Origin of the sequence: Actinomadura sp. 21ATH (genome assembly GCF_041951345.1) — a bacterium.
Taxonomy (GTDB): Bacteria; Actinomycetota; Actinomycetes; order Streptosporangiales; family Streptosporangiaceae; genus Spirillospora.
The window spans coordinates 445,382-465,682 of sequence record NZ_JBGNUR010000002.1 but is presented as its reverse complement, the minus strand read 5'-3'; the positions used below and the strand labels follow the sequence as shown (position 1 = coordinate 465,682).

Sequence of the window (20,301 nt, the reverse complement as noted above, 5' to 3'; positions counted from 1 at the left end):
GCCGGTCGCACAAGAGATCACACCGACATCGAACGCGCGTTCGGCCGTCCAGTGAACCGCCGGAACGAATCCGAACGCGATCGGACGGCACCAGAGCCCGTCGGCGAGCCGGGTCGGCCGGCTGGCAGCATGGCGGCATGGACAGAGACGCTGTCGAAAGGTGGGTCGCCGGGTACGAGCGGGCGTGGCGTACGGCCGGCGTCGAGCCGCTCGCCGAGCTGTTCTCATCGGAGGTGGCGTACCTGCCGTCGCCATGGGCGGACCCGATCGTGGGGCTGGCTCGGCTGGGGCGATGGTGGGACTCCGAGCGCGACGGTCCCGGCGAGCGGTTCGCGTTCCTGAGTGAGGTCGTGGCCGTCGACGGCGACACGGCGGTGGTGCGGGTCGAGGTCGACTACCTGAGCGAGGATCCGTCGCGCTGGCGTGACCTGTGGGTCCTGCGGTTCGACATCGCCGGCCGCTGCATCCGGTTCGAGGAGTGGCCCTTCGCTCCCGGCCAACCCGATGGGCATTAGCGGATCCATATGGAGTTCGCCGAGCCATGCCGTCATGGACGGGGCTCCGGCTCGCCGGTGCACCAGGCCGAAGGCCACCAGCGGCAGCACGATATCTCCCCGGTTGCACGATCAGGCCCTGTCTCGGTGGTGTGAGACAGGGCCTGAACTGGGAAAACAGTGGTGGGCGATACTGGGATTGAACCAGTGACCTCTACCGTGTCAAGGTAGCGCTCTCCCACTGAGCTAATCGCCCGGGTACGGGTGAGGTGGAGACGGGATTTGAACCCGTGTACACGGCTTTGCAGGCCGTTGCCTCGCCTCTCGGCCACTCCACCGAGCGAGGCCGTCGGCGTCGCCTGGTGCAGAGGCCCCCTCAGAGCGGAAGACGGGATTCGAACCCGCGACCCTCACCTTGGCAAGGTGATGCTCTACCACTGAGCCACTTCCGCTTGCTCTCCGGGGGGTTCCCCCGGCTCGCAGGGTTAACTTTAGCGGAAGCTTGGAGCGGATGCGTACTTGGAAGCGCTGGAGAGTGTGGACTCGGCGTGCAGGGAGTCCCAGAAGGCCAGCTCGTCGTCCTCCTCGAAGTGGGCGATGCGGCCCCAGAACTCGCGGTCCTCGGCCTCGTGGGCGGCGGCGAGGGAGAGGGCGGGCATGACGGTGGTCTCGTTCTCGGCGGCGTCCAGGTCGGCCGGGGTGAGGTCGACGGGCATCTGGACGGGAACGCGGTGGTGCTTGCCGCGCTTGCGGACGCGGATGGGGGAGGCCGTCGGGGCCTTGGCGGCGGCGGCCTTGCCGGCGGCGAGCGCGACGGTGCCGCACAGGACGAACGCCAGGGCGCCGGTGAGAAGGGCCTCCTGGGCGGGGAGCTCGGCGGTGGAGGTCTTCTCGCCGGTCTGGGAACGGGGCGACGCGCCGGTGAGGGACTCGACCTTGGGGGCCGGGGCGGCGTGCTTCGGGGTGTACTTCTCCTGCTTGACCTCGACCTTGCCGGGGTAGCCGAAGCCGACGATGGTGTCCATGTCGCGCTTCTTGCGCATGAGCTTGTAGCCGTCGGCGTTGGCCTCGATCGTGTGGATCGTCTTGCCGTCGACCTTCTCGACCAGGCCGACGTGGTCGATCTGGTCGATGTCGTTGGAGCCGTTCCAGTCGAAGAACACCAGGGCGCCCGGCTCGGGCTTGGTGCCCCAGGCGTCGTGCTTCTCGAACCACTTGGCGTGGTCGACGGTGGCGGCGAACTGGCCCGCCTGGTCCTCGACCCCGGCCTTCTCGGCGGCCCAGGCGAGGAACATGTCGCACCAGGGCGCCGTCTTGAAGTACGGGTTGTGATCGGAGTCCTGCGTCTTGGTCCACCAGTCGCCGAATTTGGTGTACCCGTCGCCCTTCTCGGTGTAGCCGAGATTGTCCTCGGCTATCTCGAGGAGCTTCTTGCCGATGGGGTCCATGACTCTCCTGGCCCGGTCCAAGGTCACGTTCCGATCTCGGTGGAATGTAGCCGGGGTAAAGGAGAGGTGGCAAGTTCAGCCGGGAAAACCGGTCAAAAGGGGCTATATGGCGTAGCCCCTGGGGAGGACGGCGACCGGGCAGGGGGCGGCGCGGAGCAGTTTGAGCGCGATCTCGCCCAGGAAGACCCGGTGGGCGGTGGCGTCCTCGCTGCTCGCGCAGATCAGCAGTTCGCCCTCTGACCAGGCGGTACGTCCCACGGCGTCCGCGACGTCGTCTCCTTCGGCGAGGACCGCCTCGGCGTCCAGGCCGGAGGCGCGCACGGCCAGGGCCAGGTCGTCGCGCAGCCGGTCCTCGTCGTCGTCCAGCGCGAGGGTGAGGAGGCGCAGCGGGACGCCGAGCGTGCGCGCGGCGTCGGCGGCGCGGGCGACGGCCTCGTCGCACTGGGGGCGGCGCACGTACGCGACGGTGATCCGGGTCAGGGTCTCGGCGGGGGTGTAGCCGGCGGGGGCGAGGGCCACCGCCTCGGTGGCCGCGTGGAGCAGGTGGTCGGCGGTGGAGCCGATCGCGATCCGGCCGCGGGCGCCGCCCTCGGCGGATCCGACGACGATCATGTCGGCGCCGATCCGGCCGGCCAGCACCGACAGGCCGCGGCCGGCGCCGCGGCTCTCCTGGAGGGCGGTCTCGGCGCCCGCGAGGTCGTCGCCGAGCCGGTCGAGGAGGGCGGCGGCCTCGCCGGCGGCGGCCGGGCGGCCGGGCGGGTGGACGGTCGCGACGGTGAGTCGGCCGCCGGTCAGCGCCACGATCGCGTGGCCCAGCGCGAGCGCCTCCCGGCCCCCGGGACCGGCGGTGTATCCGGCCAGTACGTGCTCACCGATCATGTACGGTTCGTTCCCCGTCCGGCCCCCGAGTCACGTCCCCTTTGCCGTGTTTGTTGTACATTCTGACGTCTTGAGTGATTTGATCTGGGGGGATCAGCATTGTGAGTACGGTGGCGCCGGACCTCATCGCCGGCCGGTGGAGCATCGATCCGGCGCATTCGGAGGTCACCTTCACCATCCGGCACCTGATGACCACGGTCCGCGGCTCGTTCCCGGACTTCCAGGGCGAGATCCGCATCGCCGAGGACCCGCGGGCCTCGTCGGCCACCGCGGAGATCGCGATGGCCTCGATCGACACCCGCAGCGCCGAGCGCGACGCGCACGTGCGGTCGTCGGAGATCCTGGACGTGGAGCGGTACCCGGCGATGACCTTCGTCGGGACCGGGGTGGAACGTGCCACGATCGGCCGCCGCGCCCGGCATCCCCGCTACCACCTGGACGGCGAGCTCACGATCAGGAACGTGACCCGCCCCGTCCGGCTGCTGGTGGAGTTCCACGGCGTCGAGAACGACCCGTGGGGCGGCGTCCGCGCCGGGTTCACCGCCACCACCGCGCTGAGCCGCCGCGACTTCGGGATCGAGTTCAACGTCCCGCTGCAGGGCGACAAGGTGATGCTGGGGGAGACCATCGCCGTCCAGCTGGAGATCCAGGCCGTCCTGGACGCCCCCGCCGGCGCCCACGGCCACGTCTAGCCGCCGCTTAGAGGGCGTGACTGGCGGGTCAGGGCGAGCAGCTCACGGGCGGGGCCGGCGGGGCGCTGCCCGGCGGGCCAGACGGCGCGCAGCGGCCGGCCCAGATCCAGCTCGGGGACGGGCACCGCGACCAGCCGGCCGCCCGCCAGCTCGTCGGCCGCGGCCAGCTCGCTGACCACCACCGGGCCCGCGCCCGACACGGCCGCCGCCTTGAGCGCGGTGGTCGAGGCGAGCTGGAGCAGCGGCGGCGCGGTGCCGCCGAACGCGGCCAGCGCCCGGTCCAGCACCTCGCGCGTCCCGGAGCCCCGCTCGCGCAGGATCAGCGGGGTCGCGGCCAGCTCCTCGGCCGGGACGCCGGACCGCCGGCGGGCCCACGCGTGCCGGGGCGAGACGACCACGACGAGCCGGTCGGTGGCCACCACGGTGCCGCTGAGGCCCGCGGGCGTCCGGATGCCCTCGACGAAGCCGAGGTCGGCGCCGCCGGTCCGGACCTGCTCGGCCACCGCGGTGGAGTTGGCGGTACGGAGCGTCACCGCCGTGCCGGGACGCGCCTCGCGCAGGGCCACCAGCCAGCCGGGCATCAGGTACTCGGCCACGGTGAGGCTCGCCACCACGCGCAGGCGGGCGTCCCGCCGGTCCTGGAGGGCGGCGATGCCCGCGTCCATCGCGCGCGCCGCGTCCAGGACCTGCCGGGCCCACTCGGCGACGAGGGCGCCGGCCTCGGTGGGCCGGGAGCCGCGCGGCGAGCGTTCCAGCAGCGGCACGCCGATCTGCCGTTCCATCGAGCGGATGCGGGCGCTGGCGGCGGGCTGGGTGACGCCCATCTCGGCCGCGGCGCGGCCCAGGCTGCCCAGCCGGACGACGGCCAGCAGCAGCTCCAGGGCGCCCAGATCGGGCACTCGGCGGGTGACGGCCATAGGGCCATTCTAGGGGCTCCCATAAGGCCGGCTTATGTGCCCATAGGGAAGCGCCGTCTACCGACGTGCGCGTTCGCCCCCGAGGCTTGGGCCATGGTGATGACTCAGGCCCTCGCCCCGCCGCTGCGCGCGTTCGGGCCCCAATGGCATTCCGCCGTCATGGGGACCGCGATCGTGGCGAACGGAGCGAGCGCCCTCCCGGTGCGCGCCCCGGGCCTGCACGCGTTCGCCGTGGCGATGTGGATGCTCTCGTTCGTCCTGCTGCTGTCCGTCTCGGCCGTACGGTGCGCGCACATGCTGACCCATTGGGACGAGGCCAAGGCGCAGCTTCTCGACAGGCCGTCGAACGCCGTTTTCTACGGGTGCCCTCCAATGGCGCTGCTGGCGGTGGGGCAGGGCACCCTCGTCCTCGGGCCGGACGTCATCGGCGCGCACGCGGCGGTCGCCGTCGACGCGGTCCTCTGGTCCCTCGGGGCCGTTTACGCGATGGCGGTCGCGTGCGGGATCCCGTACCTGATGGTGACGCGCTGGCGCATGGAAGGCGGGGCCGTTCCCGGGTGGCTGCTGCCCGTGGTCGCCCCCATGGTGGCCGCCGCGCTCGGGCCCTCCCTCGTCCCGCATCTGCCGCCCGGGCAGGCCCAGGCGACGATGCTGTACGCGTGTTACGCGATGTTCGGGGCCGGCCTCCTGTGCACGCTGCTGCTCCTGCCGGGGATATGGTCCGGGCTGGCGCGGGGCGGATTGGAGCCCATCACCCTGACGCCCACGCTCTTCCTCGTCCTCGGCCCTCTGGGGCAGTCCACGACGGCGATGAACCAGCTCGCGGACGTTTCCGCGACCGCCGTCCCGGACCGCGCGGCGGCGATGGAGGCGCTGCCCGTCCTCTACGGCGTTCCGGTGATGGGATTCGCGCTCGTGTGGCTGGCGGTGGCCGCCTCGGCGAATGTCCGGGCGATGCGCAAAGGAATGCCGTTCGCCATGACCTGGTGGGCCTACACGTTCCCCGTCGGCACGTGCGTCACCGGCGCCGCCGGGCTGGCGCGCCACACCGGCCTGCACGTGTTCACCGGAATGGCGCTGGCCCTCTACGCCCTCCTGCTGGCGGCGTGGCTGGTGGTCGCGGCCCGTACCGTACGGGGCGTGTGGACGGGCGAACTCCTCTGACCGGCCCGGGGCCTATTCGCCGACCTTCCCGTCGATGAGCTCCCGGGCCGCGTCCAGGTGGCCGAGATGCCGCGCGTACTCCTGGAGGACGTGGAACAGGATCCAGATCAGCGACGCGGGCCGGTCCGGATCCTCGAAGCGCGGCCCCGGCCGGGCGAACTCGCCCAGGGAGGCGCCCGCGACGATCCGCCGCGAGCGCTCGCACGTCTCCAGGAACGCGGCGGTCAGCTCCTCGGCCGACTCGTCCTCGCCCACGTACCAGGGCTCCTCCTGGCTCCGCTCCCCAGGCCCCCGGTCGCCCCACGGGTGCGCCACGTCCTCGCCGGCGAACCCCCAGCGCAGCCAGCGGATCTCCACGTACGTCAGGTGCTTGAGCAGCTGCAGCGGGGTCCAGCCGGACGGCAGCGGGGCCGTCCGCAGCTCCTTGTCGGACAGGCCGTCCAGCTTGCGCAGCAGCGCGTCCCGGTAGTGGTCGAGGTAGCCGGTGAGGAGGTCGCGGGGGTCGGTGAGGCGGTCCGGGGGTTCGGCGGGGGAGTGCGCGGGCGTCACCATGGCACGAGGCTAGCGGGCCCGCCCGGGAACGGGCCGCCTAGAACGCGGTCCGGGCGAGCCAGTGCTCCAGCAGCGCGCGGTCGCCGGTGACCTTCGCCGGCGAGCCGTCCAGCGGGTTCCGGCGGGAGAACACCAGCAGCAGGTCGGTGACCGTCCCTTCGAGGACGACGTCCGCCTCGCCGGTCCCGCGCGTCCAGTCGACCCCCTGCGGCGTGCGGGTGATCAGCCAGCCGTCGCCGGCGTCCGGCCGGAGCAGCAGCCGCTCGCCGGTGCCGCGCAGCTCGCCCAGCTCGGGCTTGCGCGCGGCCGCCTCCGGGCCGGCCAGCAGTTCCAGCCCCTCGCTGATCGTGTCGGCCGCGACGTCGGGCGCGACGGTGTACGGGGCGCCCAGCGCCAGAGCGGCGTCGGCGTGGTGGACGACCAGGTCGTGCAGGATGCGGCGCGGCCAGAAGATCGCCGGGCGCGGCCCCAGGAACGTCCACACCTCGGTGCCGGCCTCCCGCAGCCCGGCGTCCGCGAGCCGGCCGGCGCCCTCCGTCAGCCAGGCCGCCCAGTCCGCCGGGTCGACCTCCTCGGTGAGCGGCGCCAGCGACTCCGGCGTGGCCGCGCGGCTCTCGACGAGGCCGGCCGTCCAGCGGAACGCGTTCCCCACGTGCTCGACGAGGTCCTTGACGCTCCACTCGGGGCAGGTCGGCACCCGTCCGGCGGGATCGGCCCCGGCGACGATCCCGGCGAAGGCGCCGGTCTCCTCCCGCAGTCCTTCGGCGAGCCGCTGCGCGGACAAGGTGGTCAGGGTGGTCATGAGTACCTCCAGGGTCTGGCCGGTGCTGTGGCTCGTACGCTAGGAGTTCCACCCGGGTGGAGGTGCAAGTGCATGTGAGCGACGACACGATCGGCATCGGCGAGCTGGCGCGCCTGGCCGGCCTTCCGGTGCGGACGGTCCGCTTCTACTGCGACGAGGGGATCCTGCCCGCGCGGCGCAGCGCCGGAAACCAGCGGCGGTTCGACCCGGACGCGGTGGAGCGCCTCCGGCTCGTCCGGCGGCTGCGCGGCCTCGGGCTGGGGCTGGCCGCGATCGGCCGCGTGCTGACCGGCGAGCGCGCGCTGGGCGAGGCCATCGCCGCCGAACGGGCCGCGCTCGACGCCGAGCTGTCCGCGCTCGCCTGGCGGCGCGCCTCGCTGCGCGCCGTGGAGGAGGCCGGGCCCGCCGACCGGGCGATGCGGCTGGAACTGCTGGCCGCGGTCGAGAGCGGCCGGTCGGCGCACGACGCGGTCACGGGGTTCTGGCGGCGCGGCATGGTCGCCCCGCTCCCGCCGGCGATGCTGGACGGGTTCCTCGACCGGGTGGTGCCCGCGCCGCCGGCCGACCCGACGCCGGCCCAGGTCGTCGCGTACGCGGAGATGGTCGCGCTGACCGCCGACCGGGCGCTCGCGCGGCGGCTGCGGGCCCGCGGCGAGGTGAACGTGACGCTGATCTCCGATGAGCCGACCCTGCTGGAAGGGGCGGCCGAGGCGTGCGCGCTGGCCGAGCCCGACCTGCGGGCCGGGCGGCCGCCGCGGCCGGGCGCCGCGCTCGACCTGCTGGTGGAGACGCACGCCCTGGTACGGGGCGGGCGCGACACCCCGGAGTTCCGCCGCGATCTCCTGCGGGCGTTCGCCGCCGACGCCGATCCGGGCATGGTCCGCTACTGGGGCCTGGTGGCGGAGGTGACGGGGGATCCGGCGACGCTGGGGGCGGCCCACGGCTGGCTGGTCGAGGCGCTCGCGGCCTCGGTCTAGGCGGCTCCCCCGGGCCTCCGGGAACCGGAATAGAACGCGGTGCCTCCCGGTTCCGCTACAGTAGTTGAAACTTCTACTATCAAGGAGGACGGCGTGCAGTTCGGAATCTTCACCGTCGGCGACGTCACCACGGACCCGACGAACGGCCGCACGCCGTCGGAGGCGGAGCGGATCAAGGCGATGGTCGCCATCGCCCTGAAGGCCGAGGAGGCGGGCCTGGACGTCTTCGCCACCGGCGAGCACCACAACCCGCCGTTCGTGCCCTCGTCGCCGACGACCATGCTGGGCTACATCGCCGCCCGCACCGAGCGGCTCATCCTGTCGACCTCGACGACCCTGATCACCACCAACGACCCGGTGAAGATCGCCGAGGACTACGCGATGCTCCAGCACCTGGCCGACGGCCGGGTGGACCTGATGATGGGCCGCGGCAACACCGGCCCGGTCTACCCCTGGTTCGGCAAGGACATCCGGGACGGCATCCCGCTCGCCATCGAGAACTACCACCTGCTGCACAAGCTGTGGCGGGAGGACGTCGTCGACTGGGAGGGCAAGTACCGCACGCCGCTCCAGTCGTTCACCTCGACCCCGCGCCCGCTGGACGGCGTCCCGCCGTTCGTGTGGCACGGGTCGATCCGCAGCCCGCAGATCGCCGAGCAGGCCGCCTACTACGGCGACGGGTTCTTCGCCAACAACATCTTCTGGCCGAAGGAGCACTTCATCCAGCTGATCGACCTGTACCGGCGGCGCTTCGAGCACTACGGCCACGGCCAGGCCGACCAGGCGTACGTCGGGCTCGGCGGCCAGGTGTTCATGCGGAAGAACTCCCAGGACGCGGTGAACGAGTTCCGCCCCTACTTCGACAACGCGCCCGTGTACGGGCACGGGCCGTCCCTGGAGGAGTTCACCGCGGAGACGCCGCTCACCGTCGGCAGCCCGCAGCAGGTGATCGACCGGACGCTGTCGTTCCGCGACTCGTTCGGCGACTACCAGCGGCAGCTGTTCCTGATGGACCACGCCGGGCTGCCGCTCAAGACCGTCCTGGAGCAGCTGGACATCCTGGGCGAGGAGGTCGTGCCCGTGCTCCGCAAGGAGTTCGAGGCCCTGCGCCCCGCCCACGTCCCGGCGACCGCCCCGACCCACGCCCAGCTCGTCACGGAGGCCGCACGATGACCCAACGCACCCTCGCCGTCGTCTCGGCGGGCCTCGGTCGGCCGTCCTCGACCCGCCTGCTGGCGGACCGGCTGGCCGCGGCCACCGCCGCCGCGCTGCCCGCCGAGATCGTCACGATCGAGCTCCGCGACCACGCCCACGACCTGGCCAGCAACCTGGTCACCGGGTTCGCGCCCGAGGCCCTCCGGCGGACGATCGACGCGGTGACCGGCGCCGACGGCCTGATCGCCGTCACGCCGATCTTCAGCGCCTCGTACAGCGGCCTGTTCAAGACGTTCTTCGACGTCCTGGACAAGGATGCCCTGGAGGGCAGGCCCGTCCTGATCGGCGCCACCGGCGGGACGGCGCGCCACTCGCTGGCGCTGGAGCACGCGGTGCGGCCGCTGTTCTCGTACCTGCGGGCGCGGACCGTCCCGACGGCCGTGTACGCGGCCACCGAGGACTGGGCGGACTCCGGCGACCTGGTCGGCCGCGTCGAGCAGGCCGCCGCGGAACTCGCCGCGGCGGTCAGGGCGAACCCTCCGGTCGTGCGGGACGACCCCTACGCCGACCCGGTGACCTCGTTCGAGGACCTCCTGGCCGGCTGACCCCGGGCGACCGGAGGCTCGCCTGCGGCAACCAGTGTTGCCGGTACGGCAATTCATGAGGTGGAATGGCCGGATGGAGGAACCGGACGAATCGCGCGTGGTGGCGGACGTGCTGGCCAAGGTCGGGCCCCGGCTGCGGGAGCTGCGCGGCGAGCGCGGGGTGACGCTGGTGGAGCTGTCGGAGGCCACCGGCATCTCGGTGAGCACGCTGTCGCGGCTGGAGTCGGGCGGCCGCAGGGCGACGCTGGAGCTGCTGCTGCCGATCGCGCGGGCCCACCAGGTGCCGCTGGACGAGCTGGTCGGCGCCCCCGAGGTCGGGGACCCGCGGATCCGGCTCGCGCCCCGGGAGATGAACGGGATGACCGTGGTGCCGCTGACCCGCCAGCCGGGCGGGCTCCAGGCGTACAAGATGGTTATCGGGCCGCGCGGCGGGGAGCCCGATCCGCAGGTCCACGAGGGGTACGAGTGGCTCTACGTGCTGGCCGGCCGGCTCCGGCTGGTGCTGGCCGAGCACGACCTGGTGCTGAAGACGGGCGAGGCCGCCGAGTTCGACACGCGGATCCCGCACTGGTTCGGCTCGGCCGACGACCGGCCCGTGGAGGTGCTGAGCCTGTTCGGGCGGCAGGGGGAGCGGATGCACGTGCGGGCCCGGCCGCGGAAGGCCGGGTCGTGACCGCGTGGGACGCGCTCGTCCTGCCGGGCACGCCGGAGTACGAGCGCGTGCACCGGCCGCGGATCGAGCGCTTCCACGGTGTCCGCCCCCGGGCGGTGGTGCGGTGCGCGTCGGAGGCCGACGTCGTCCGGGCGCTGGAGTACGCCGGGGACGGGCCGCTGGCCGTGCGCAGCGGCGGGCACTGCTTCGCCGGACGCGCCGGACGCGCTGGCCGCCAGCCTGGTGATCACGGCGGGGGCCGCCACCCGGGTCAGCGTCTTCGGCGCCGCGCTCGCCGGCGAGGGCGCCACCCGGGCGATGCTGGACGGCCTGGTCCGGGCGGCGGGCGCGCGGCCGGCGGAGGTCCTGCTGAGGCACGCCCCGCACCGCGCCACCAAGGACCTCCTCGCCGGGTACGACCTCGGCGGCGGCCCGCGCCCCCCGCACGACCACATCAAGTCCGGCTTCTTCCGGGGATCCCTGCCGGGCGAGGCCGTCCGGCGGCTGGTGGACGACCTCGCGGAACGGTCACCGGGGGAGGCGCGCGAGCTGGACTTCTCGCCCTGGAGCGGCGCGTACGACCGCGTCCCCGAGGACGCCACGGCGTTCCCGCACCGGAACGAGCGCTTCCTGCTCAAGCTGACCGCCGCCGTCGCCGAAGGGCGGGAGCCCTCGGGATGGCTGGCGCGGGCATGGGAGACGGTACGGCCGTACTGGTCGGGCGGCGTTTACCCCAACTTCCCCGAACCCGGGATCCGGGCCGTGTCGGGCGAGTACCACGGCGCGAACCGGCACCGCCTGGAGGAGATCAGACGGCGGCGTCCAGGCTGGCCGTGACGCGGTCGAGGAGGGCGTGCAGCGTGCGCATCTCCCCGGCGTCGAGTCCGCTGGCCGCCAGGACGCGGTGCGGCACCCGCGCGGCCTTCTGCTTCAGCGCGGCGCCCCGCTCGGTCAGGTGCACCGACACCGAGCGCTCGTCGCGGCGGTCGCGGCGCCGCTCGACCAGGCCGGCCGTCTCCATCCGCTTGATCAGCGGCGACAGCGTGCCCGAGTCGAGCCGCAGCCGCGCCCCCAGCGCCTTGACCGTCAGGCCGTCGGTCTCCCAGAGCGCCAGCATGACGAGGTACTGCGGGTAGGTCAGCCCCAGCCCGCGCAGCTCCGACCGGTACAGCGCGTCGAACGCCCGCGAGGTGCTGTGGAGGGCGAAGCACACCTGGTGGTCGAGCAGCAGCGGATCGGTCATGCCGTCGATTCTATTGCGCGCAACCGACCGCGGGGCCGGTGATCAGGGCGTCCAGAACGGGTCGCGGCCCGTCCGGCCGATGAGGCGGTCCAGGATCGGGGCCTCGGCGGGGACGGGGACCGGCGGCCCGAACAGGCCGTTGCCGGGCTCGGGGTCCTCCGGCGTCTCCGCCACGAACGCCAGGCACGCCTCGGCCTCCTCACGCGTGACGTCGTAGGGGCGGTCGAGGGCGCGGGCGATGTCCCAGCCGTGCACGACGACCTCGTTGAGGGCCACCAGCCCGGCGACCTCGCCGGGCAGGTCGACGCCGCCGGCCCGGGTCATGCCCTCCCAGGCGGCCGGGTCGCGCCACGCCTCGGCCAGCGCGGCGAGCCGTTCCGGGACGCGCTCGCGCCAGCCGGGCTCCAGCTCGGCGGACTCCAGCGAGGGGGCGGCGTCGGCGTTCATGGCCGGGTCCTTGTGCGCCGCCCAGGTGAACGCCTGCGACAGGCCGTCCACGTGGACGACGAGCTGGGCGAGGGAGGTCTTCTCGCACGGCGTCGGCGCGTCCAGCCGCTCGTCCGGGACGGCGGCGATCAGGTCGGCGGTCCGCCGGGCGGCGCGGGTCAGGTCGATCATGCGAGGCTCCTCCGGGTCGGTCAGGTCGGTCCCGGAGAGATGGACCCGGCGGGCGCCGGAAAGTCATCGGGGGCCGCCGCCCGCGCCCGCCGCCGTTTGATCAGGCGCCGGCCGGCCCGCTGCATCGGCAGCTCGATGTGGCGGTGCGCCAGCGCGCCGACGACCAGCACGGCGGTGATCAGGACGACCATCCAGAGCAGCCGCACCGGCACGGTGATCCGGTCCGGCTCGTCGGTGATCCGCCAGATGATCTGCACCACCGGCGAGTGCAGCAGGTACACCGAGTAGCTGATCACGCCCAGCCAGGGCAGGAACGGCGGCATCCGGCGGTTCCGCAGCAGCATCCCGGCCGCGAAGGTCAGCCAGGCCGCGGCCACCGCGGCGGGCCAGCCCCAGTCGCCGGTCGCACCGTACGGCAGCCTCTGCTCGGTGAGCGCCAGGTACGCGCCGCCCGCCAGGGTCAGCACCGGCACGGCCGCGACCGCCGCGATGGCGGGCCACCGCGACGACTGGCCCTTCTGGATCCGGTAGATGCCCGACCCGGCGAACATCGTGGCGATGATCGCCAGGCTCTCCACCCCGCCGACCCGGTGGTTGAGGGTGACCAGGCCCAGCGCCAGCACGCCCAGGACGGCCACCCCGCAGCGCCGGGCCGTCCGGTTGCCGCTCATCACCGCGACCAGCCCGCCCGCCATGAGCAGCGCCGCCGCCGCGATCGTGCCCGCGCGGGAGTGCGCGGCCAGCAGCGTGGTCGGCAGCAGCGCCCCGAACGCGGCGGCGGCCGCGGCCAGCAGCACGGCCGTCAGCGCGCTGGCGCGGTGCACGCCGGCCACGAACATGGCCGTGACCAGCAGGTAGAACACCATCTCGTACGACAGCGTCCAGAAGACGTTGAGCGCGTTGGGGACGCCGAGCACGTCCTGCAGCATCGTCAGGTGCGCCAGCGCCGAGGTCCACGGCTTGGCGGTGAGGTCGCCCGGCGGATCCCAGCCCGCCTTCGCGAGCCCGAGGCCGAGCCCGACCACGGCCGCGACCGCCCACAGCGGGTAGAGGCGGAACATCCGCCCGATCCAGAACTCGCGGACGCTGCCCCGCCGTTCCAGCGACGCGGGGACGATATATCCGCTGACGATGAAGAAGACGAAGACCCCGTAGCGGCCGAAGTCGAACCACGGGCCGACGCCCCTGCGGATCTCCGGGAACAGCACGTCGAGCGAGTGCTCGAACACCACGACCAGGGCGGCCAGGCCGCGCAGGGCGTCCAGCCACTGGAGGCGGGCGCCGCCGCCGGCCGGTGACGAGGGCGCCGGGACCGTGGGGGGAGCGTCGGGAGCGGGCGAGGGCGCTGGGGTCTGCGCCGGCCGGGATTTCGCGGGAGCGGTCTCCGGCGGCGTGGAGCTGGCGGGCATCCGGGCCACCCTAGGGGACGTCGCTGAGTGGTTCCTCCCGCGAACCTGAACAGTTCCTGAACGCTCCCCCGCCCGATTCTGGAACGCCGTTCGATAATCTGGGAGGGCGGTGAAGGGGTGGAGGGGCGATGGCGCGCAAATCGGGTGGCCGGTCCGGCGAGGGCTCCTGGCAGTGGAGCCGTACGGCCGAGACGCGCCGGGTGATGCTGGACGCGGCCCGCGAGGTGTTCGTCGAGCGCGGCTTCGCCGAGTCCAGCGTCGCCGAGGTCGTGGAGCGCGCCGGATCCAGCGTCGGCAGCCTGTACCACCACTTCGGCGGCAAGAGCGAGCTGTTCCTGGCGTTGTGGGACGACCACCAGAACGAGTACGAGAGCAACGCCGCCAGCGCCGTCGCCAAGGCCCGGGCCGGCGGCGAGGACGATCCGCTCGAACTGTTCGTCGCCGGCGCCCGGGCGTTCCTGCGCGGCTCCTGGGAGCGCCGCCACCTGGTGCGGCTGTTCATGGACGGCGACGCGCCGCCCGGCTTCGAGCTGATCCGCCGCACCCGCAGCCGGGACTGGATCCGGCAGAACGCGGTGCTCCTCGGCGCGGGCACCGGCCCCGAGGACCGCGCCGTCGTGACCGTCCTGACCACGGTCATCGGCGAGGCGGCACGGGAGGTGGCCGCGTGCGAGACCGCCGAGGAGGCGGCGGCGGTCGCCGACACGGCGCTGCGGCTGATCCGCCGGCTGGACCCGCTCGACCTGGCGCGGGACGGCGGCTGACCGGGCCGTCACGGGCGACGGAGTCGGGACGGGACGGGAACCGCCGGCCTCGCACATGGCAGCGCGACGAGGCCGGCGGCCGGCCGGAGAGAGGCCGTGTCCCCGAATGCGCGTCCCCCTGACGCGCAGGCCCTTCATGCAGGGTTGACAACCGTCCTCACCGGTGTGCCGCGCCTTAAACGGCCGGCACGGAACTCTTTGCTCCCATGTTTCGCCCCGGTGCCCCGGGTAGGGCCGCTCCCATGAAGGCACTCACCTGGCACGGCAAGCGCGACGTGCGCGTGGAGACCGTGCCCGATCCGGTGATCAAGGAACCCAACGACGCGGTGATCCGCGTGACCAGCAGCGGGGTCTGCGGCTCGGACCTGCACCTGTACGAGGTGCTCGGGCCGTTCATGACCGAGGGCGACATCCTCGGCCACGAGCCCATGGGCATCGTCGAGGAGGTCGGCCCGGAGGTGACGCACATCCGGCCGGGGGACCGGGTGGTGGTCCCGTTCAACATCTCCTGCGGCCACTGCCACACGTGCGATCAGAAGCTGTACGCGCAGTGCGAGACCACGCAGGTGCGCGACCAGGGGATGGGCGCGGCGCTGTTCGGCTACACCAAGCTGTACGGGCGGGTGCCCGGCGGCCAGGCCGAGTACCTGCGGGTGCCGCAGGCGCAGTTCGGCCCGATCAAGGTGCCTGAAGGGCCGCCGGACGACCGGTTCGTCTACCTGTCGGACGTGCTGCCCACCTCCTGGCAGGGCGTGGAGTTCGCCGAGATCCCCGAGGGCGGCAGCGTCACCGTGGTCGGGCTCGGCCCGATCGGGCAGATGTGCGCGCGGATCGCCCGCCACCGCGGCCACCGCGTCATCGGGGTGGACCCGGTCCCGGAACGGGTGGAGCTGGCGCGCCGGCACGGCATCGAGGTCGTCGACGAGGCCGCCGCGGGGGACCCGGCCGAGGCCGTCAGGGACATGACGGACGGGCGCGGCACGGACTCGGTCATCGAGGCGGTGGGCATGGAGGCGCACGGCTCGCCGGCCGGCCATCTCGCCCACACGATCACCGGGCTGCTGCCGGACCGGGCGGCGGCGTCGATGATGTCGCGGGTCGGGGTGGACCGGATGGCCGCGCTGCTCCAGTCGATCGAGATCGTCCGGCGCGGGGGCACGATCTCGCTCATCGGGGTGTACGGCGGCATGACCGATCCGCTGCCGATGCTGCGGATGTTCGACAAGGGCATCACGCTGCGGATGGGGCAGGCGCACGTCAAGCGGTGGATCGACGACCTGATGCCGCTGGTGGCCGACGACTCCGACCCGCTGGGCGTGGAGGGGCTGGCCACCCACCACCTGCCGCTGGAGGAGGCCCCGCACGGGTACGAGATCTTCCAGAAGAAGCGCGACGGCGCCGTGAAGGTGATCCTGAACCCGTGACCGAAATCCCCGTCCGAAACGGGTGGTGCGGGATGGAACGGCACGCCGGGGGTAACCGGGTCGCATGCGCTCAGCGATCCTGGACATCGGTTCCAACTCCGCCCACCTGAAGATCGTCGACCTGCGGCCGGGGGAGCCGATCCGCGACGTCCGGTCGGTCAAGCGGCCGACCCGCCTCGCCGAGTCGATCACCCTGGACGGCCGGCTCGGGCCGGCCGCGGCGGGCCGGCTGGGCGCGGCGGTGTCGGGCGCGCTGGCCGTGGCGCGCGACGAGGGCGCCGAGGAGCTGGTCGCGTTCGCCACCTCGGCGCTGCGCGACGCCGTCAACCGGGAGGAGATCGTCGCCGGGCTGGCGGCGCGTACCGGGGTGGAGCCGGCGTTCCTGTCCGGCGAGGACGAGGCGCGGCTGACGTTCCTGGCCGCCCGGGGCTGGTACGGCTGGTCGGCCGGCCCGCTGCTGCTGGCCGACATCGGCGGCGGGTCGCTGGAGATCGCCGCCGGGGACGGCGCGGAGCCCGCCTTCGCGATGTCGCTGCCGCTGGGCGCCGGCCGGCTGACCCGCGACCATCTGCCCGGCGACCCGCCGGGCCGCTCCGACGCCAAGGCGCTGCGCCGCTTCGTCCGGGACCGGCTGGCCGAGTGCCTGCCCGCCGAGCCGTTCGCCGGCCGGGTCCGGCCGATCGCCACCTCGAAGATCTTCACCCAGCTCGCCAGGCTGAACCGGCGCCGGAACGCCGCGGGCGACCGGATCCTGCGGCGCAAGGACCTGCGCGACCGGATCCCGAGGCTGGCCGCGATGACCGCGGACGAGCGGGCCGGCCTCAAGGGCGTCTCGCCGTCCCGGGCCCGGCAGATCCTCGCCGGCGCCGTGATCGCCGAGGAGGTCATGCGGCATCTGGGCCTCAAGCGGCTGGAGATCTGCCCGTGGGCGCTGCGCGAGGGCATCGCGCTGCGCCGGATCCAGCACCTGGACGGGCTGAGCCGCCACGGCGACGACATCGACCACCTGCTGCGCCCGATGCCCGAACGGCGGGCGCGGCTCCGGGCGGTCGGTGAAGTCGGGGAATCGGTCTCCTGACGCGGCCGCGTCCCTGGAACCCGCGGGTGACTGACAACGCGGCGGCCTGATTCGCTCACGCGGGTGATAGGCGGCGGCCCGATGGCGTTCTACGGTCCGGGCATGCCCAGTCGGCCGGCGGTCGCCGCGACCGCGCTCGCCCTGTCCGCCGCGTTCCTCGCCGCCGGTCCCGGCCGGGCGGCCGCCCGCACCGCCACGGCCTGCGGCGACCCCGCCGTACGGCCCTGGTGCCTGGCCGCCCTGCCGCCCGACCGGCGCGCGGACCTCCTGCTGGCCGCGCTGACCGCGGACGAGAAGGCGGACCTGATGGCCGGGGACGAGCTCCTCGGCCAGGTCACCTCGGGGTGGGACGCGAACGCCCGCGCGGGCACCCTCAACGGCGTCCCGCGCCTCGGCGTGCCGGGGCTGCGGTTCAGCGGCGGCGACGCGGGCGTGCGGCAGGGGCGGGCGACCGCGCTGCCGGCGCCGATCGCGCTGGGGGCGTCCTTCGACCCCGCGGCGGCCCGCCGGCACGGGGCACTGGTCGGCGACGAGACCCGGCGCAAGGGCAGCGAGGTCACGCTGGGGCCCGCGCTGGACGTGGTGCGAAACCCGCGGTTCGGGCGCGCGTTCGAGCAGTACGGCGAGGACCCGGCGCTGACCGCGCGGCTCGGCGCGGAGTGGATCAGGGCGGCGCAGGCGCAGGGCGTGCTGGCCTCGGCCAAGCACTTCACCGCGTACAACCAGGAGCACGAGCGCTACACGATCGACGCGGTCGTGGGCGGCCGGGCGCTGCGCGAGATCTACCTGCCGCCGTTCGAGGCCGCCGTCCGGGACGCCGGCGTCGCGACCGTCATGTGCGCGTACAACAAGGTCAACGGCGCCTGGGCGTGCGAGAGCGCGCCGCTGCTGGCGCGGATCCTGCGCGGCGAGTGGCGCTTCCCCGGCTTCGTCGTGTCGGACTGGATGACGCGGCTGTCGGGGGTGGCGCCGCCCGCCCGCGCCGGCCTCGACCTGGAGATGCCGGCCGGGGCCCGGTACAACCCCTGGTTCCTGAACGCCGAGATCGCCGCGGGCCGGCTGGACCGGGCGGCCGTGGACGCGCGGGTCCGGGCGATCCTGCGGACGATGTTCGCGTTCGGGGTGTTCGACCGGCCGCCGTACCCGAACGCCCCGGCGGGCATCGACGTGCCCGCCCACCTGCGGACGGCCCGCGAGCTGGCCGAGGAGGGCATCACGCTGCTGAAGAACGACGGCGTGCTGCCGCTGAGGGCGGCGTCGATCGCGGTCATCGGCCCGGCGGCGGACGCGTACATCAGCGGCGGCGGCTCGTCGCAGGTCCAGCCCCGCTCGCCGGTGACGCCGCTGCGCGGGATCCGGGAGCGCGCCGCCCGCGAGGGCGTCCGGGTGCACCACGACGACGGCTCCGACCGCGCCCGCGCCGCCGCGCTCGCCCGCCGCTCCGACGTCGCCGTCGTGGTCGCGGCCGACGCCCGCACCGAGTTCGCCGACCAGTGGTGCCTGAGCCTGGCCTGCGGCGACGCGCTGCGCGGCGACCAGGACGGCCTCGTCGCGGCGGTGGCCGCCGCCAACCCGCGGACCGTCGCCGTCCTGGAGAACGGCGGGCCGGTGCTGCTCCCGTGGGCGGGCGCCGCCGCGGGCATCGTGCAGGCGTGGTATCCGGGGGAGCAGGGCGGCCACGCGATCGCCCGGGTCCTGTTCGGCGACGCCGACCCCGGCGGGCGCTCGCCGGTCACGTTCCCAGTGGCCGAGAGGGACGCCCCGGCCTCGGGTGGCGAGGAGCAGTACCCCGGCCGGGACGGCAGGGTCCACTACTCCGAGGGCGTTCTCGTGGGGTACCGCCACTACGACGCCAACCGCATCGCGCCGCGCTTCCCCTTCGGGCACGGCCTGTCCTACACGACGTTCTCGTACGGGGACCTCGCCGTCCGGCGGGACCGCGTCGAGGTGACGGTCACCAACACCGGGGACCGGCGCGGGACGGCCGTGCCGCAGCTCTACCTCGGGCTGCCCGGCACCGCCGCCGCGCCGCAACCGCCCAGGCAGCTCCGGGGCTTCGCCAAGGTGCGGCTCGATCCCGGCGAGAGCCGCCGGGTCGCCATGCCCCTGGACGAGCGGGCGCTGTCGTACTGGGACGAGCGGACCGGAGCGTGGCGCCGGGCCCCGGGCTGCGCGTCGGTCATGGTCGGCGCGTCGTCCCGCGACATCGCCGCCACGGCGCGCCTCTGCTGAGGGAGGTCACGAGAGGGGGGTGCAGACGTCGTCCAGGATGAGCCTGCTCATGCGCAGCAGCTCCTTCTGGGGATCCCACAGCCCGGGCCCGTCGGTGCCGGGGCTGCGGTGCGGCGCCTCCAGCCGCTTCTGCATGTCGGCGGCCTCGTCCAGCGCGCGGGCGTCGGCGACCTTGGGCAGGTCGCGCATCACCGCGGCCAGGCAGCGCAGCAGGTCGCCGTAGTCGTCGCGGAACGTCGGGTCGTACCGCGTCGTGTCGTCCTCCAGGTCGTCCGCCTCGCGCAGCGTGCCCGCGATCGAGCGGAGGCTCGCGGTGGCCTGGTCCAGCGCGTTCAGCAGCCGGGGCGCCGGCCACGCGCCCGACGTGTCCCGCCAGCGGTGCCGGTAGCCGCGCAGCCGCGCCCGCGGGTTGGCGCGCAGGCTGTCGCGCCCCTGGTCGAACGCCTGGTGCGCGCGGTCCTGGCGGGCGAGCAGGTGCCGCTCGCGCTCCCGCCAGCGCGGCCACCAGTCGTCGTCCTGGGTGGCCGCCCCGGCGATCCGCTCGGTGGCGTCCGCCAGGTCGTCCCGCAGCTCCAGCAGGGCGTGCTCGGCCCGCCGCAGCCGTACCGGCGGGAACACCACGGCGCTGATCGTCAGCCCGGCCGCCAGCCCCACCGCGACGTCGGCCAGCCGCGGCAGCACGTACGACACCACCTCGTGCCCGCCCACCAGCAGCGCGAACAGCGCCGTGAACGCCACCTGCGACGCCTGGTCGCCGAACCACCGCCACTGCGCGACCACCAGCGCCACCACCAGTACGGCCGCGATCCCGAGCGCGTTCGGGCCGATGAGGAGGCCGACCGGGATCGCCAGCAGCCCGCCCGCCAGGAAGCCCGCCGCGTACCCCAGGCTCTCGCGCAGCGAGCGGACCATCGTCGGGTAGACGCCCAGCAGCGCGGCGAGCGGCGCGAAGTACGGCTGCGGATGGCCGAGCAGGTGGCGCGCCGCCAGCCAGGCCAGCACGGACGCGGCGACCGCCTTGACCGTGATCTCCAATCGTTCCAGCCAGTACTGCCGTCCTCGCATGCCGGTGCCTCACCCCCTCGCCCCTTATGTCCAAGAATTGGCGGGGCACTCATCCGCACCGCGAGGGATCGCGGCGGTGCCGAGCGGCGTCCGATGGGAACGGCCGTCCGATAGAAGCAGTACGGTCGGGT

At 73.9% G+C, this 20,301-nt stretch carries 21 protein-coding genes and 3 tRNA genes; 12 read left to right on the top strand and 12 right to left on the bottom strand.

Features of this window, described 5'->3' with window-relative positions:
- Positions 1-137 precede the first annotated feature (137 nt).
- A complete protein-coding gene (locus ACA361_RS08745) occupies positions 138-515 on the top strand; it encodes a nuclear transport factor 2 family protein (RefSeq protein ID WP_375011311.1) in 378 nt (125 codons plus the stop codon).
- A 160-nt stretch (positions 516-675) separates the two neighbouring features.
- On the opposite strand, the gene ACA361_RS08740 is transcribed toward ACA361_RS08745, so the two are convergent.
- The 5 genes from ACA361_RS08740 to ACA361_RS08720 all read right to left on the bottom strand — a co-directional run bounded on the left by ACA361_RS08740 (position 676) and on the right by ACA361_RS08720 (position 2,821).
- Positions 676-750: transfer RNA gene (locus tag ACA361_RS08740), tRNA-Val, on the bottom strand.
- A gap of 11 nt (positions 751-761) precedes the next feature.
- Positions 762-832 (bottom strand) — tRNA-Cys (locus ACA361_RS08735).
- A 42-nt stretch (positions 833-874) separates the two neighbouring features.
- Positions 875-946, bottom strand: a tRNA-Gly gene (locus tag ACA361_RS08730).
- Positions 947-985: 39 nt separating this feature from the next.
- Entirely contained in the window at positions 986-1,942 is a 957-nt protein-coding gene (locus tag ACA361_RS08725; protein ID WP_375011310.1) for a CHAP domain-containing protein, read from the bottom strand.
- A gap of 102 nt (positions 1,943-2,044) precedes the next feature.
- The gene (locus ACA361_RS08720; protein WP_375011309.1) at positions 2,045-2,821 is read right to left on the bottom strand and encodes a universal stress protein; all 777 of its coding nucleotides are present in this window, start codon (positions 2,819-2,821) and stop codon (positions 2,045-2,047) included.
- A 101-nt stretch (positions 2,822-2,922) separates the two neighbouring features.
- On the opposite strand from ACA361_RS08720, the gene ACA361_RS08715 reads away from it, so the two are divergent.
- A complete protein-coding gene (locus ACA361_RS08715; protein WP_375011308.1) occupies positions 2,923-3,513 on the top strand; it encodes a YceI family protein in 591 nt (196 codons plus the stop codon).
- Here the strand turns inward: ACA361_RS08715 and ACA361_RS08710 are convergent.
- The gene (locus ACA361_RS08710; RefSeq protein ID WP_375011306.1) at positions 3,510-4,430 is read right to left on the bottom strand and encodes a LysR family transcriptional regulator; all 921 of its coding nucleotides are present in this window, start codon (positions 4,428-4,430) and stop codon (positions 3,510-3,512) included. The genes ACA361_RS08715 and ACA361_RS08710 overlap by 4 nt on opposite strands.
- Positions 4,431-4,523: 93 nt before the next feature.
- Between ACA361_RS08710 and ACA361_RS08705 the strand changes: the two genes are divergently transcribed.
- Positions 4,524-5,594, top strand: a complete 1,071-nt coding sequence (locus ACA361_RS08705; RefSeq protein WP_375011304.1) for a TDT family transporter — start codon at positions 4,524-4,526, stop codon at positions 5,592-5,594.
- Positions 5,595-5,606: 12 nt separating this feature from the next.
- Here ACA361_RS08705 and ACA361_RS08700 read toward each other — a convergent pair whose 3' ends face one another.
- Together ACA361_RS08700 and ACA361_RS08695 are read right to left on the bottom strand one after the other, a co-directional pair.
- Complete coding sequence (locus tag ACA361_RS08700) at positions 5,607-6,146, bottom strand: DinB family protein (protein ID WP_375011303.1); 540 nt, start codon at positions 6,144-6,146, stop codon at positions 5,607-5,609.
- Positions 6,147-6,183: 37 nt separating this feature from the next.
- Positions 6,184-6,948 carry a maleylpyruvate isomerase family mycothiol-dependent enzyme gene (locus tag ACA361_RS08695; protein WP_375011302.1) on the bottom strand — a complete coding sequence of 255 codons (765 nt, stop codon included), beginning with the start codon at positions 6,946-6,948 and terminating at the stop codon, positions 6,184-6,186.
- 74 nt (positions 6,949-7,022) lie between these two features.
- Here ACA361_RS08695 and ACA361_RS08690 point away from each other — a divergent pair, with 74 nt between their 5' ends.
- The 5 genes from ACA361_RS08690 to ACA361_RS08670 all read left to right on the top strand — a co-directional run bounded on the left by ACA361_RS08690 (position 7,023) and on the right by ACA361_RS08670 (position 11,174).
- Positions 7,023-7,925: a MerR family transcriptional regulator gene (locus ACA361_RS08690; protein WP_375011301.1), complete on the top strand. Its 903-nt coding sequence runs from the start codon at positions 7,023-7,025 to the stop codon at positions 7,923-7,925.
- Between the two features lie 93 nt (positions 7,926-8,018).
- A complete protein-coding gene (locus ACA361_RS08685) occupies positions 8,019-9,098 on the top strand; it encodes an LLM class flavin-dependent oxidoreductase (protein WP_375011300.1) in 1,080 nt (359 codons plus the stop codon).
- The gene (locus tag ACA361_RS08680) at positions 9,095-9,685 is read left to right on the top strand and encodes a CE1759 family FMN reductase (protein ID WP_375011299.1); all 591 of its coding nucleotides are present in this window, start codon (positions 9,095-9,097) and stop codon (positions 9,683-9,685) included. Before ACA361_RS08685 ends, ACA361_RS08680 begins: the two co-directional genes overlap by 4 nt.
- 73 nt (positions 9,686-9,758) lie before the next feature.
- On the top strand, positions 9,759-10,358 hold the full coding sequence (locus tag ACA361_RS08675) for a helix-turn-helix domain-containing protein (RefSeq protein WP_375011298.1): 600 nt from the start codon (positions 9,759-9,761) through the stop codon (positions 10,356-10,358).
- 222 nt (positions 10,359-10,580) lie between these two features.
- A complete protein-coding gene (locus ACA361_RS08670; protein ID WP_375011297.1) occupies positions 10,581-11,174 on the top strand; it encodes a hypothetical protein in 594 nt (197 codons plus the stop codon).
- Here ACA361_RS08670 and ACA361_RS08665 read toward each other — a convergent pair.
- The 3 genes from ACA361_RS08665 to ACA361_RS08655 are packed head-to-tail and all read right to left on the bottom strand — an operon-like array spanning position 11,146 to position 13,607.
- Positions 11,146-11,580 (bottom strand): MarR family winged helix-turn-helix transcriptional regulator, encoded by a 435-nt coding sequence (locus tag ACA361_RS08665; protein WP_375011296.1) that lies wholly within the window; start codon positions 11,578-11,580, stop codon positions 11,146-11,148. The genes ACA361_RS08670 and ACA361_RS08665 overlap by 29 nt on opposite strands.
- Before the next feature lie 42 nt (positions 11,581-11,622).
- Positions 11,623-12,198, bottom strand: coding sequence for a TIGR03086 family metal-binding protein (locus ACA361_RS08660; protein ID WP_375011295.1), 576 nt, complete (start codon positions 12,196-12,198; stop codon positions 11,623-11,625).
- A gap of 20 nt (positions 12,199-12,218) precedes the next feature.
- Positions 12,219-13,607: an acyltransferase family protein gene (locus tag ACA361_RS08655; protein WP_375011294.1), complete on the bottom strand. Its 1,389-nt coding sequence runs from the start codon at positions 13,605-13,607 to the stop codon at positions 12,219-12,221.
- Between the two features lie 128 nt (positions 13,608-13,735).
- On the opposite strand from ACA361_RS08655, the gene ACA361_RS08650 reads away from it, so the two are divergent.
- From ACA361_RS08650 to ACA361_RS08635, 4 genes are all read left to right on the top strand, one after another.
- Entirely contained in the window at positions 13,736-14,371 is a 636-nt protein-coding gene (locus ACA361_RS08650) for a TetR/AcrR family transcriptional regulator (RefSeq protein ID WP_375011293.1), read from the top strand.
- A gap of 242 nt (positions 14,372-14,613) precedes the next feature.
- Positions 14,614-15,795, top strand: coding sequence for a zinc-dependent alcohol dehydrogenase (locus tag ACA361_RS08645; protein ID WP_375011292.1), 1,182 nt, complete (start codon positions 14,614-14,616; stop codon positions 15,793-15,795).
- 64 nt (positions 15,796-15,859) lie between these two features.
- Entirely contained in the window at positions 15,860-16,873 is a 1,014-nt protein-coding gene (locus tag ACA361_RS08640) for a Ppx/GppA phosphatase family protein (protein WP_375011291.1), read from the top strand.
- 102 nt (positions 16,874-16,975) lie between these two features.
- Entirely contained in the window at positions 16,976-19,105 is a 2,130-nt protein-coding gene (locus ACA361_RS08635) for a glycoside hydrolase family 3 C-terminal domain-containing protein (RefSeq protein WP_375011290.1), read from the top strand.
- Between the two features lie 6 nt (positions 19,106-19,111).
- Here ACA361_RS08635 and ACA361_RS08630 read toward each other — a convergent pair whose 3' ends face one another.
- Entirely contained in the window at positions 19,112-20,170 is a 1,059-nt protein-coding gene (locus tag ACA361_RS08630) for an FUSC family protein (RefSeq protein WP_375011289.1), read from the bottom strand.
- Positions 20,171-20,301: the final 131 nt, after the last annotated feature.